We start from the raw sequence: 12,314 nt of genomic DNA, 5'->3' as shown, positions 1-12,314 counted from the left end.
ACCGGCTCCGCTACGGCACCAGCACCACCTTGCGGCAGTCCTCTTCCTTGCGGTCGAAGATCTCGTAGCCGCGCGCGGCTTCGGACAGCGGCAGGCGATGGGTGATGATCGAGGCCGGGTTCAGCTCGCCGTCGCCGATGCGCTCCAGCAGATGGGCCATGTGCCTTTGCACGTGGGTCTGCCCCATCTTGAAGGTCACGCCCTTGTCGAAGGCGTCGCCGAACATGAAGGCATGGATGAAGCCGGCGTACACGCCCGGCACGCTCACCGTGCCCCCGCGGCGAACCGCGGCAATGCACTGGCGCAGCACCACGCCGCTGCTGCCTTCGAGCTTCAGCGTGGTCATCGCGGTCTCGATGGCGCTGCCCTCGGCCTCGAAACCCACCGCATCGATCGCCGCGTCCACGCCGCGCCCGTCGGTTTCCGCGACGATGATGTCGGCCGGGTCGTCGACCTGGCCGGCGTCGATCGGGATCGCGTCGTAGGCCTGCACCGCGTACTCCAGGCGGTAGGCATGGCGATCCACCATGAAGATGCGGCCCGCGCCCAGCATGCGGCAGCACGCCGCGGCCATCAGGCCGACCGGGCCGGCGCCGTAGATGGCCACGCTGGAACGGGGCCCGACCCCGGCATCCACGACCGCCTGGTAGCCGGTCGGCAGGATGTCCGACAGGAACAGCACCTGTTCGTCGGGCAGCGCGTCCGGTATCGCCAGCGGCCCGACGTTGGCCTTGGGCACGCGCACGAACTCGGCCTGCCCGCCGGAAACGCCGCCATACAGGTGGCTGTAGCCGAACAGCGCGGCCGGCGGGCGCAGGCCCTTGCGGTTGAGCGTGGCGCCCCGGTCCGGGTTGGTGGTCTCGCAGGCCGAGTATTCCTGCAGCAGGCAGTGGAAGCATTGCCCGCACGCGATCACGAACGGGACGACCACGCGGTCGCCGCGGCGCACGCGGGTGACCGCCGGCCCGGTCTCCTCGACGATGCCCATGAATTCGTGGCCCAGGATGTCGCCCTGCTTCAGCGCCGGGATCTTGCCGTGGTACAGGTGCAGGTCCGAGCCGCAGATCGCGGTGGCGGTCACGCGCAGGATGATGTCGTCGGCGTCGACCAGGACCGGGTCGGGGACGCGTTCGACCCGGACGTCCCGGGCGCCGTGGTAGTTCAGGGCCAGCATGCGCGACTCCTGGCGGGGGGAGGGACGTCCACTGTCCATGCGCCCGCGTTAATGCCGTCGCCAGGAAATGTGGCGGGCATGTGCATTCCCACGGCGCGTTGATGCGCGCCGCACGCCCGGCTAACCCGCCGCGTCCTACGGTGCCGGTCCGGACCGACGAAGGAGTACCGCGATGAGCATCCTCAAATGGGCGGCCGTGGGCGCCGCCGGCGTGTTCGCCTACAAGGCCTGGCAGCGGCGCCAGGCCGGAGCGCAGCCCGCGCCGGCCAGCGTCGACCGGCGCGAAACCACGCCGCCCCACGGCGACGCGCTGGCCGGGGGCGCGCCCGGCCCGGCCGCGGCCGCACCGGCGGCGCAGTCGAGCCGCGGCTTCGGCGAGGAGGCCTAGGGCGCGTCCCGGCGGCGCGGCACGCGGCCGCCGGGCATTCGGAATCCGTTCCGGCGGCCCGGGAAACGGCCACCTCTCCGTGCCCGTCCTACAATCGCGGCATCCAACGCCAGCCGGCGCCGCCAGGGCCACGCATGAAGAAGATCGGATTCCTTTCCTTCGGCCATTGGGCGCCGTCGCAGCAGTCGCAGACGCGCTCGGCCTCCGACGCCCTGCTGCAATCCATCGAACTGGCCGTGGCCGCCGAGGCGCTCGGCGCCGACGGTGCGTTCTTCCGGGTGCACCACTTCGCGCGCCAGCTGGGCTCGCCGTTCCCGCTGCTCGCGGCGATCGGCGCGAAGACCCGGCGCATCGAGATCGGCACGGCGGTGATCGACATGCGCTACGAGAACCCGCTGTACATGGCCGAGGACGCCGGCGCGGCCGACCTGATCTCGGGAGGACGCCTGCAGCTGGGCATCAGCCGCGGCTCGCCCGAACAGGTGATCGAGGGCTGGCGCTACTTCGGCTACGTGCCGGCCGAAGGCGCTGGAAGGCGAGGGCTTCGCCGAACCCAACCCGCAGCCGATGTTCCCCAATCCGCCGGGCCTGCTCCGGCTCGAGCCGCATTCGCCGGGCCTGCGCGATCGCATCTGGTGGGGCGCGGGTTCCAACGCGACCGCGGTCTGGGCCGCGAAGCTGGGCATGCACCTGCAGAGCTCGACGCTCAAGAACGACGAGGACGGCCGCCCCTTCCACATCCAGCAGGCCGAGCAGATCCGCGCCTATCGCGAGGCCTGGAAGCAGGCCGGCCACGGCGGCACCCCGCGCGTGTCGGTCAGCCGCAGCATCTTCGCGCTGGTCGACGACCAGGACCGGCTCTACTTCGGCCAGGGCGGCCAGGAGCGGGACCAGATCGGCTACCTCGAAGGCAATACGCGCGCGATCTTCGGCCGCAACTATGCCGCCGAGCCCGACGTGCTGATCGAGCAGCTCGCCAAGGACGAGGCCATCGCCGAAGCGGACACCTTGCTGCTGACCGTGCCCAACCAACTCGGCGTGGACTACTGCGCGCACGTCATCGAGTCCATCCTGGTCCACGTCGCGCCGGGCCTGGGCTGGCGCTGACCCGCGGCGGCCGCGGGCGTCCTGTCGTCACCCGCCGCAGCCGCGCGCCCGCGCCTGCATGTGCTCGCGCTCGCGCGCATTGCCAGTCAACCCAGCGGCGCGCTCGAACGCCGCCCTGGCCTCGGCATGGCGGCCGAGCTTTTCCAGCAGGTCGCCATGCAGCGCCGGCAGCTGCGGATAGTCCCGCACCCGCGGATCCTCCAGCAGCGCCTCGACCAACGGCAACGCGGTGGCGGCGCCGTCGGCGCGGCTGACCGCCACGGCACGATTGAGCTCGACCACCGGCGAGGGCGCGATCGCGGCTAGGCGCGCATACAGCGCGGCGATGCGCGACCAGTCGGTATCCGCGGCCTGCAGCGCCTGCGCATGGCAGGCCGCGATCGCCGCCTGCAGCACGTAGAACCCGTCGCCGCCGCCCAGCCGCTGCGCGCGTTGCAGCGCCTGCAGCCCGCGCGCGATCTGCAGCCTGTCCCAGCGCGCGCGGTCCTGCGCGTCGAGCAGCACGATGCCGCCCTGGCCGTCGTTGCGGGCGCGGCTGCGCGAGGCCTGCAGTTCCATCAAGGCCAGCAGCCCCCACACCTCCGGCTCGCCCGGCATCAACCCGGCCAGCACGCGCCCCAGCCGCAAGGCCTCCTCGCACAGCGCCGGCCGCATCCAGTCCTCGCCGGCGCTGGCCGAATAGCCTTCGTTGAACACCAGGTAGACGACTTCCAGCACGGAATCCAGGCGTTCCTCGAGCTGGTCCTTGCGCGGCACCTCGAACGGCACCCGTTTCTGCGCCAGGGTCTTCTTGGCCCGCACGATGCGCTGGGCGATGGTCGGTTCGGCCTGCAGGAAGGCCCGCGCGATCTCCTGCGTGCTCAACCCGCACAACAGGCGCAGGGCCAGCGCCACGCGCGCCTCGGCGGGCAGCACCGGATGGCAGGTCACGAACACCAGCCGCAGCAGGTCGTCGCCGATGTCGTCTTCCAGCCCTGCATCGCTGGCGGGATCGTCGCGCATGGATGACTCGCCTTCCAGTTCGAGCGCCAGCTCGGCGTGCTTGCTCGCATGCAGCCGGCGCTGGCGCACCTGGTCGATGGCGCGGTTCTTCGCCGCCGTCATCAACCACGCTGCGGGATTGTCCGGGACCCCGTCCTGCGGCCACCGTTCCAGCGCGGTGGCGAAGGCCTCCTGGGCGAGTTCCTCGGCCAGGCCGACGTCGCCGCTGATCCGCGCCAGGCGTGCGACCAGCTTCGGCGCTTCCATGCGCCACAGGGTGTCGAGGGTGGTGCGGAGATCGGATCGTGTCATCGGCGCGGATCACAGCACCGCGCCGCGGCGGATGCAAGCCGGGCTCACGCCTGCACGAACACCTTGAACCCGCCCCAGATCATGCGCTTGCCGTCGAACGGCATGCTTTTCATGTCCATCCCGGCCAGGCGCTTGTCGGCCATCGCAAGCTTGTTGACCTTGTCGCGGTGCGCGCGCGACTTGTAGAGGATGTACGAGAACACCACCACCTCGTCGTCCTTCAACTTGACCGACCTCGGGAACGAAGTCAGCTTCCCGACCGGCGCATCGTCGGCCACGCTTTCCACGTACCCCAGCGCGCCATGCTCCAGCCAGACCTTCTTGGCCAGCCGCGCCAGCTTCTTGTACTCGTCCAGCTTCGCCGCCGGTACCGGTACCACGAATCCGTCCACGTAGCTCATTGCGGTTCTCCTCACAGGTTCAGTTGGCCGATGGCGCGGGTCAGGCGTCGTCGGGAATCTCCGGCACCACCAGCTGCGCGAGCAGTTGCAGCGACTCCTGCCAGCCCAGGTAGCAGGCCTCGACCGGGATCGCGTCCGGGATGCCTTCCTGCACGATGTTCAGCTCGGTGCCGACCGGTACCGGCCTGAACTCGATCGTGGTGCGCATCGTGCCGGGTAGGCCCATATCGTCGAACGCATCGGTATGGACGATGCGCTGGCCGGGCACCAGCTCCAGGTACTCGCCGCCGAAGGAATGCGTGGCCCCGGTGCCGAAGTTGGTGAACGACATCCGGTAGCGGCCGCCGACCCGGGCGTCGATCTCGTGGACCTTGCCGGTGAAGCCGTGCGGCGGCAGCCACTTGGCCATCGCGTCGGGGTCGAGGAAGGCCCGGTAGATCCGCTCCGCCGGTGCGGGCAGCACCCGGTGCAGGCGAACGGTGCCGCTCATGCCGCACCTCCCTGGCCACCGGCGGGGAACGGCTTCTTCTCGGGGCATCGCCCCTGGAACATCAGGCGGGACATCGGGTTCATCGTCGTCTCCTTGGGTTGTCGGTTGCCGCATCGGCGCCACGCTGCGTTCGCGCGGACGTTTTCTGGCGGGCGGAAGGCCCTCTTCATCCAATACGACGAACGGGCAAGGCCGGAATCGACAAGCGCGGCGAAAATTTTTTCGCCGCACCGCACCATCCTGCCGCCGTCCCCTGTGCGAGGATGTCCGCCCACCCGCATTCCCCCGGCCCATCATGCAATTCCTGCTGCTGGTCTATCCCGACCCCGAACTGCTCGCCGCCCTGCCCGCCGCCGAATACGACACCTTGATGCGCGGCTGCCTGGACCATGCCGAGGAACTGCGCGCCCAGGGCACCTTGCTGGCCTACCAGAAGCTGGAGCCGCCGGCCGTTGCCCGCACCGTGCGCGTGCGCGGCGGCCGCAGCGCGGTGCTGGACGGCCCCTTCGCCGAGACCAAGGAATTCCTGGCCGGGTTCAACCTGATCGAAGCCGCGGACATGGACGAGGCGGTCCGCATCGCCCACGAGTTCCCCTGGATCCGCTACGGCAGCATCGAGGTGCGGCCGCTGTCCGACATGGGCGCCGAACGCCGTCGCGTCGGCGCCAGGACGGTCGCTGCCGTCGTCGATTGACGGGCGGCAGGGACGCGGCGGCGAGCGCCGTTGCCGCATTCCGGCAGCCGGCGCGACTGGTGGCGGCATCGAGCCGCCACGACATGCGGCGCGGCACCGCGCGAGGCTATGATTCCGGCCACGGCGTTCCGTGGAGGAACTCCGTCCGACGAACCTCTCGTGTCCCGGCAGCAAGGACGCCATGCCCGCATCGAAATTCTTCCTCTTCGCCCTGCTCGCCGCCTCGGCCAGCGCCCATGCGGAAAGCACGCTCTCGGTGGTGGTGCTCGACCAGGCGCGCCAGGGCGACAAGGCCGCGCTCCTGCTGCACATCCATGACGAGGCCTCCCCCGACCCGGCCGAACCGGGCGCGGACGGCTGGATGCCGCCGCCGCAGGCTTGCCGGGACGGCGGCGCGGGCCAGGATGCCAACCAGAGCCGGCGCGGCTGCTTCGGCTTCGCGATCGACGAGAACGGCCGGGACATCGCCCCGCTAGGCAGCCGGATCCTCTACAGCGGCGTGGCCGACAGCTACGTGCTGCTCGTCTACCGCACTCCCTTCGCGAACGAGCCGGTCACCCGGGTGCACGTGGACGTCGAGAATTTCGGCTACCACAACGGCGGCGAAGCCGGACGTTCCGAGGCCGTGGCCTGGCAGGCGGGGACCCTGGACGTCCATCATCCCCTGCGGCGCCTGTTCGCCCTGCAGGACGGACTGCTCAACGAGGACTACCAGGCCATCGTCGGCCAGCTGGGCGATCGCGACGCCGACATCGCCCGCGTGCGCGCGGAACAGCGGCAATGGCTCAAGGTCACCGATGCCAACTGCGGTGCCCGCGCGCCGGACGAGCCTTCCTGGGAAGAGGATTTCCTGCGATGCCGGCTGCGCTTCATCGAACGGCGCCTGGCCCAGTTCGCCCTGCTCGCCCGCGAACTGGACATCCCCTACCGCGACGATCCGGAATGAGGACCGGGAGGCCGGCAACTGCCCGGCCTCCCGTGAGACCGCCTACTGCTGCCACACCGTGACGTTGGAGCTGCCGTTGGCGCCAAAGCCCTCGGTCGCCATGATCTGGTAGTTGTGGGTGCCCAGGTTCATGCCGAAGCTGGCCCACGCATTGACGTGGTTGGCGAAGGTGATCGTGTTGTTGGTGCCGGTCGGGCGCTTGGACGTGCGCACGCTCCAGTACTGGTAGAAGGTCGCGTTGCCGATGATCGACGGCGCGTTGACGCGTTGCGTGCGGTAGACGTTGTAGGTGCCGCCGTCGCTGTTGACGGTGCCCATGAAGGTACCGCCGCCCGGGGGCGTGAAGCCGCCCCAGTTGTCCACCACGTAGTACTCGATCAGAGGATTGGTGGTCCACCCGTAGAGGGTGAGGTAGCTGTTGGAACCGGGATTGAACACGCCGGCGTTGTAGCCCACGCGGCGCGTGCTGCTGCCGGTGGCCCAGCCCTTGCCGGTCACCAGGTTGTAGTTGCCGCCGAGGTTGTAGGTGGTGCTGTAGTTGCCGTCGTTGCCCAGCGTGACGCAGGCCGAACCTCCGTCCTTCCAGAACGAATAGAAGTAGCCGTTGTGCGTGCCGGTCTGATTGTTGCAGACCTGCTGCGCGTTCGCGCCGGCGCTCGCGCCCAGCGCGAGGACGGCAGCCGGCAGCAGCCGCGTTAGCGCTATCATTTTCAGTGCCGCGAACTTCATGGATCCCTCCTCCATTGGTCGGTCGTTGCGTGGGATTCGCCGAGAACATCGGCGTCGGACGGGCGGCGTGGCCGCCGCGATAAACAGACACGATGCGGTCTGGGCCGTCAACAGCGTCCGCGCGGGTGCGGCGATGACAGCGCTGGCAGTGTCGATTCGTTAACAGATTCCCCCGGACCTGGGCCGCGCCAGGCGCCGTCGGCACGCCGGATCGGGCCCGGGATTGCTGCGGCGCAACGCGCATGCCCGCGGACGCCGGGCGACCTCCGCGCCGCCGCGCGTCGCCTTCGCGCGTCACCGCGCCAGGCGATAGCTCTCGGCCACCTCGTCCATCCGCACCTTCAGTGCATCGGCCGGATACCAGCGACCATCCGCCATCACGCCCTGCGGCTGCATCAGCACCGCAAGGTCGTCCAGCGGATTGGCCGGTACCAGCAGCAGGTCGGCGCGCGCGCCTTGCGCCACCACGCCGAAGCGGCGCGTGGCGGGGTAGTGGCGCTGGACGAATTCGCCAGGCACGCGCGTCGCGGTGGCCAGGGCCTGGTAGCGGCTCAGGCCGGCCGATTCCAGCGCGCGCAGGTTGGCATGCAGGGAGAAACCGCCGACCAGCCCCGGGATGTCCTGCGCATCGGTGCCGGACAGCAAGGGAATGCCGGCCCGCTGCATCTCGCGCACCAGCCGCTGCAGGAACGCGACCCGGTCGGCCAGGCTGCCGCTGCGGCGCGCATAGCCCTGCGCAGGCCAGGACACCCGGTATTGCGGCGGCAACCAGCGTGCCTCGGGCCGGCGCAGATAGGCTTCGACGATGTCCGGCCGGCCCCATTGCTCGGCGATGGTCTGGTAGGTCACCAGGTCGGCGACCACCGGCGTGCCATGGCGGCGCAGCATCGCGATCGCACCGGGGATTTCCGCCGGATCCGGCGCCGCGTTCGGATCGTGCTCCGGCGGCTGCGGGAAATAGGTGTAGAACAGCTCCTCGGCGTGGGCCACCATCGCCTGCCCGGCCTCGATCTGCTTGCGCAGGCCCACCGCGCTGACGCCGTGCCCGACCACCGGCAGCCCGGCGCTCTTCGCCGCGGCCATCAGCGCCTGGAACGCTTCCGCCGAAAGATTGTTGTAGACCTTCAGGAAGTCGTAGCCGTTGGCCTGCGCGATGCGGACCACCGCCTGCGCGTCGCCCGCGTCGCGCACCACCAGGTGCCCGTAGCGCGGCGAACCGTCCACGGCCAGGGCCACGAACGCGCGCGGCCCGGCCAGCTCGCCGTTGGCGATCGCCAGCCGCGTGCGCCCGACGAAGCTGTTGCGCGCCTCGCCCATGTTCAACGTGGTGGTGATGCCCAGGCCCAGCAGCACCGCCATGTCCTGGCGGCTGTCCAGGTGGTTGTGCATGTCCGCCAGCCCCGGCAGCAGCCACGCCCGGCCGTGGCCGTCGATCACCCGCGCGCCTTCGGGCACCTTCACCTTGCGCCCGAGCGCGGTGACGACGCCGTCCTCCACCAGCACGGTCTGCCCGGCCAGCACGCGCTCGCGATCCATCGGCAACACGTTGACGCGCACGAAGGCGGTGACGTCCTTCGGCGGAACCGCCGGCGCCTGCGCCAGCGCGCCTCCGCTCCAGGCCAGCGCGCCCGCGCACAGCCATGCCCGCAGAAGATTTCGCATCCGGTTTCCTCTCCCCGTTCGGATGGCCATTATCGCCGGCGGGCGTCGCGTCCTCGTCCCGCGGCGCATCAGGGCAGCGCGTGGAAATACTCCACCAGGAAATCGGCCGCGGCCCGCACCCCGGGAAGCAAGCCGCGCCGGTGCTGCATGACCAGCGTGGTCGTCACCTGGCCGGCGGTCCACTCCGGCAGCACGTGCGCGAGCTGCCCGGAGGCGATGTACGCCCTGCACATCCGTTCCGGCAGGCAGGCGATGCCCAGGCCGGCGGCCGCCGCCGCGAACAGCAGCGACGATTCGTTGGCGACCATGGCCGCCTGCGGCCGGGCCTGCGCGTGCGCTCCCGAAGCGTGCGCGAGATCCCAGGCCACCGTCGTGCCGCTGGAGAACAGCGCCCGATGCCGGTCCAGTTCCCCGGGGGAAGCCGGGGTGGCGTGCAGGTCCAGGTAGGCCGGCGCTGCCACCAGGATGATCGCTTCCACCATCAGGCGCCGCTGCACCAGCGCCGAGTCCGGCAGTGGCGCGAAGTGGCTGCGTATCGCCAGGTCCACGCCTTCCTGCGCCAGGTCGGCGAAACGGTCGCTCACGTCGAGGTCGAGCTGCAGCCGCGGGAACTTCAGCGCGAGCGCGGGAAGGCATTGCGCCAGGTAGAGCTGCGCGACCGGGACCGAGGCGGTGATGCGCACCGTGCCGCTGGGCTCGGCCTGCCGTCGTCGCACCACCGCTTCCGCCGCCTCCGCTTCGATGAGCGCGCCGCGCGCGTGCTCGTAGAAATCGCGTCCCAGCTCGGTCAGCGTGAACGCGCGCGAGGTCCGGTGGATCAGGCGCGTCCCCAGTTCCTCCTCGAGCATCGCCACGCGCTTGCTGATCGTCGACTTGGGCAGCCCCAGCCGCCGCGAGGCCGCCGCAAAGCCGCCCTGCTCGACGGCGACGACGAAATAGGTCAGGTCGTTGAGGTTGAGCACCCCGCCTCCAAAGTCTCTGCATGTGGACGATTAGTCCAGATTCTGCCAGCTACACGCCCAAGGTCCACACATCTACGCTTTCGGACAGGCGGCATGACCGCCTTCGTCCAACCCCAAAGGAGTTTCGTGATGACCCCGATCCTGTTCTACGGCGTGCCTTCGGGCTGTTCCTTCGGTTCCATCGTGGCATTGGAATGGCTGGGCCAGCCGTACCGGCTGTGCCGCATCGAAATGCCCGAAATGGTGACCGCCGAAGCCTATCGCCGCATCAATCCCGTCGGCGAGACGCCCACCTTGCGCACCGCCAGCGGCGACTTCCTCAGCGAAAGCATGGCGATCCTCAACCACATCGGCGCGCGCGGCGTGGACCAGGGGCTGGGCTTCGCCCAGGGCACGCGCGATTTCGATCGCCTCAACCAGGCGCTGGCCTTCCTCAACACCACGTTCTTCGGCGCCTACGTCCCGCTCTGGCATGCGCTCGAGCACGGGAGCGAGGGCATGGAGAAGCAGGTGCTGGTCGAGTTCGGCCGCAGCCGCGTGCGCAAGGCCCACGCCGACCTGTCGGCGATGCTTGGGGACCGCCCGTGGCTGCTCGGCCAGCAGCGCACCCTGGCGGATGCCTACTTCATCGGCATCGCCCGCTGGAACGAGTACCACCAGGCCATCGACCGCCGCGAGTTCCCCAACCTGCAGCGGCTGTACGACAAGCTCGAGGCGGATCCGGCCGTGGCCTTCGCACACGCGATCGAGGACCAACGCCCGGCCACGAGCACTGGAGGCTTCCTCGGCGAGGTGTCCTTCGACGCGGCGCTCGACCGGGAGCCGGTCGCTGCCTGAAAAGCGGCGGCCAGGCTCGTGCCGATTGGATCGCATATCCGCCAGGCCGGGGACGTGGCCGAGCCACGTGCCCTCGGCCGCAATCGACGCCGGCTAGGCCCGGCCTTGCCCCACCAGGCACTCCCAACTCGCCATCGCGCAATCCACCACCGACATCAGGCGCTTGCGCGGGGCGCCGTCGCGTACCTGCAGCGACAGGCCGTTCAGGACCGTGGCGTAGTAGGCGGCGACCGCGGCCACGTCGGCGCCGGCCGGCACGTCGCCTTCGGCGATGCCGCGCTTGAGGCGGTCGCGGATCCGCTTCTGCATGCGTTCGCGGAGCGCGGACAGTTCGTCGAACACCGCGCCGTTCTCGGCGGTGCGGTGCGGGGCGCCGAGGACGATCAGGCAGCCTTTCGCCGGCTGGGTCGCGGTGAAGGCCCGGACGTTGTCGCGCAGCATCGCGTCGATGGCCTCGCGGGCGGTGGCGGGCTCCTGCAGGGCGCGCACGGTATGCACGCCCACCGTGGCCAGGTAGAGGTCGACCGCCTCGCGGAACAGCGCCTCCTTGCAGCCGAAGGCGGCATACAGGCTGGGGGGATTGATGCCCATGGCATGGGTCAGCTCGCCCAGCGAGGCCGCGTCGTAGCCGCGCTCGCGGAACAGATCCATCGCCCTGTGCAATGCCTGGTCGCGATCGAATTGGCGCGGGCGGCCGCGTCCGGCCATGGGAGGCTCCTGCTTTATTTACCGATTGCTACATAAGGCGGTTGACGGCCGCGGTCAAGCCTGCCTTAATTATGTATCACTCAATACATAAATAGGCCCATGGATACACTCACAGGCAAGACCGCGCTGGTCACCGGCGCATCCCGCGGCATCGGTGCGGCGATCGCGCTGCGGCTGACGCGGGAAGGCGCCGACGTGGCGATCACCTATGCGAGCTCCGAAGCCAAGGCCGCCGAAGTGGTCGCCGGGATCGAGAAGCTCGGGCGCCGCGGCCGCGCCTACCGGGCCGACAGCGCCGATGCCGCGGCGTTGCGCTCCGCCATCGACCGCGCCGCCGCCGACCTCGGCCGCATCGACATCCTGGTCAACAACGCCGGGGTCCTGGTCGCCGGCGACGTCGCCGGGTTCGCGCTGGAGGATTTCGACCGCACCATGGCGGTCAACCTGCGCGCGGTGTTCGTCGCGACCCAGGCGGTGCTGCCGCACATGCGCGAAGGCGGCCGCATCGTCAACATCGGCAGCTGCCTCGCCGCCCGCGCCGGCCGCCCGGGCATCGCGGTGTACGCGGCCAGCAAGTCCGCGCTGGACGGGCTCACCCGCGGGCTGGCGCGCGACCTCGGCGCGCGCGGCATCACCGTCAACCTGGTGCATCCGGGCCCGACCGATACCGACATGAATCCGGCCGACGGCCCGCGCGCGGATGTCCTGCGCGCGCAGATGCCGATCCCGCGCTATGGCGAGGGCAGCAACATCGCCGGCCTGGTGGCCTGGCTCGCCAGCGAGGAAGGCCGCTACGCCAACGGCGCCTCCTACGCGCTCGACGGCGGTATCAACGCCTGATCCGCTTCGCCGCCGCGCATCGGCCGTCCCCGTGCAGGCGGGGACGGCGGCTCGCCGCCCGCTTCCGCCAGGCGGCGAGCCCA

The 12,314-nt window shown here is 70.2% G+C and carries 14 protein-coding genes and 1 pseudogene; 7 read left to right on the top strand and 8 right to left on the bottom strand.

The features are described 5' to 3' along the window. Positions 1 to 10: 10 nt before the first annotated feature. On the bottom strand, positions 11 to 1,174 hold the full coding sequence (locus FD678_RS15980; RefSeq protein WP_140725924.1) for a zinc-dependent alcohol dehydrogenase: 1,164 nt from the start codon (positions 1,172 to 1,174) through the stop codon (positions 11 to 13). Between the two features lie 172 nt (positions 1,175 to 1,346). On the opposite strand from FD678_RS15980, the gene FD678_RS20685 reads away from it, so the two are divergent. The 3 genes and pseudogenes from FD678_RS20685 to FD678_RS20450 all read left to right on the top strand — a co-directional run bounded on the left by FD678_RS20685 (position 1,347) and on the right by FD678_RS20450 (position 2,669). Next, positions 1,347 to 1,562: a hypothetical protein gene (locus FD678_RS20685; protein ID WP_140725921.1), complete on the top strand. Its 216-nt coding sequence runs from the start codon at positions 1,347 to 1,349 to the stop codon at positions 1,560 to 1,562. Positions 1,563 to 1,696: 134 nt separating this feature from the next. Further along, positions 1,697 to 1,993, top strand: a pseudogene (locus FD678_RS20895) (LLM class flavin-dependent oxidoreductase); the annotation flags it as partial. A gap of 136 nt (positions 1,994 to 2,129) precedes the next feature. Next, complete coding sequence (locus FD678_RS20450; protein WP_218569775.1) at positions 2,130 to 2,669, top strand: LLM class flavin-dependent oxidoreductase; 540 nt, start codon at positions 2,130 to 2,132, stop codon at positions 2,667 to 2,669. Between the two features lie 27 nt (positions 2,670 to 2,696). Here FD678_RS20450 and FD678_RS15965 read toward each other — a convergent pair whose 3' ends face one another. From FD678_RS15965 to FD678_RS15955, 3 genes are read right to left on the bottom strand one after another with little or no spacing between them, the layout of a single operon-like run. Continuing rightward, entirely contained in the window at positions 2,697 to 3,962 is a 1,266-nt protein-coding gene (locus FD678_RS15965) for an RNA polymerase sigma factor (protein ID WP_140725918.1), read from the bottom strand. Positions 3,963 to 4,006: 44 nt separating this feature from the next. Beyond that, positions 4,007 to 4,363, bottom strand: coding sequence for a DUF1428 domain-containing protein (locus FD678_RS15960; RefSeq protein WP_140725915.1), 357 nt, complete (start codon positions 4,361 to 4,363; stop codon positions 4,007 to 4,009). A 40-nt stretch (positions 4,364 to 4,403) separates the two neighbouring features. Continuing rightward, positions 4,404 to 4,853 carry an SRPBCC family protein gene (locus tag FD678_RS15955; RefSeq protein ID WP_140725910.1) on the bottom strand — a complete coding sequence of 150 codons (450 nt, stop codon included), beginning with the start codon at positions 4,851 to 4,853 and terminating at the stop codon, positions 4,404 to 4,406. Between the two features lie 295 nt (positions 4,854 to 5,148). Here FD678_RS15955 and FD678_RS15950 point away from each other — a divergent pair, with 295 nt between their 5' ends. Next, positions 5,149 to 5,547, top strand: a complete 399-nt coding sequence (locus FD678_RS15950) for a YciI family protein (RefSeq protein WP_140725907.1) — start codon at positions 5,149 to 5,151, stop codon at positions 5,545 to 5,547. A gap of 181 nt (positions 5,548 to 5,728) precedes the next feature. After that, positions 5,729 to 6,493: a lysozyme inhibitor LprI family protein gene (locus tag FD678_RS15945; protein WP_140725904.1), complete on the top strand. Its 765-nt coding sequence runs from the start codon at positions 5,729 to 5,731 to the stop codon at positions 6,491 to 6,493. A 42-nt stretch (positions 6,494 to 6,535) separates the two neighbouring features. Here FD678_RS15945 and FD678_RS15940 read toward each other — a convergent pair whose 3' ends face one another. From FD678_RS15940 to FD678_RS15930, 3 genes are all read right to left on the bottom strand, one after another. Beyond that, positions 6,536 to 7,222, bottom strand: a complete 687-nt coding sequence (locus FD678_RS15940) for a glycoside hydrolase family 11 protein (protein ID WP_305955992.1) — start codon at positions 7,220 to 7,222, stop codon at positions 6,536 to 6,538. A gap of 294 nt (positions 7,223 to 7,516) precedes the next feature. After that, positions 7,517 to 8,884, bottom strand: coding sequence for an amidohydrolase family protein (locus tag FD678_RS15935; protein ID WP_140725898.1), 1,368 nt, complete (start codon positions 8,882 to 8,884; stop codon positions 7,517 to 7,519). Between the two features lie 68 nt (positions 8,885 to 8,952). Next, positions 8,953 to 9,846: a LysR substrate-binding domain-containing protein gene (locus FD678_RS15930; protein ID WP_140725894.1), complete on the bottom strand. Its 894-nt coding sequence runs from the start codon at positions 9,844 to 9,846 to the stop codon at positions 8,953 to 8,955. Positions 9,847 to 9,975: 129 nt separating this feature from the next. On the opposite strand from FD678_RS15930, the gene FD678_RS15925 reads away from it, so the two are divergent. Continuing rightward, a complete protein-coding gene (locus FD678_RS15925) occupies positions 9,976 to 10,683 on the top strand; it encodes a glutathione S-transferase family protein (protein ID WP_140725891.1) in 708 nt (235 codons plus the stop codon). 93 nt (positions 10,684 to 10,776) lie between these two features. On the opposite strand, the gene FD678_RS15920 is transcribed toward FD678_RS15925, so the two are convergent. Further along, positions 10,777 to 11,391 carry a TetR/AcrR family transcriptional regulator gene (locus FD678_RS15920; protein ID WP_140725887.1) on the bottom strand — a complete coding sequence of 205 codons (615 nt, stop codon included), beginning with the start codon at positions 11,389 to 11,391 and terminating at the stop codon, positions 10,777 to 10,779. Positions 11,392 to 11,490: 99 nt separating this feature from the next. Between FD678_RS15920 and FD678_RS15915 the strand changes: the two genes are divergently transcribed. Next, positions 11,491 to 12,231 (top strand): 3-oxoacyl-ACP reductase family protein, encoded by a 741-nt coding sequence (locus FD678_RS15915; RefSeq protein ID WP_140725883.1) that lies wholly within the window; start codon positions 11,491 to 11,493, stop codon positions 12,229 to 12,231. Positions 12,232 to 12,314: the final 83 nt, after the last annotated feature.

The organism is Pseudomonas sp. Hp2 (assembly GCF_006386585.1).
GTDB classification, from domain to species: domain Bacteria; phylum Pseudomonadota; class Gammaproteobacteria; order Xanthomonadales; family Xanthomonadaceae; genus Pseudomonas_S; species Pseudomonas_S boreopolis.
Note: the sequence above shows the minus strand (reverse complement) of the source record. Positions and strands in the feature narration are given on the sequence as shown.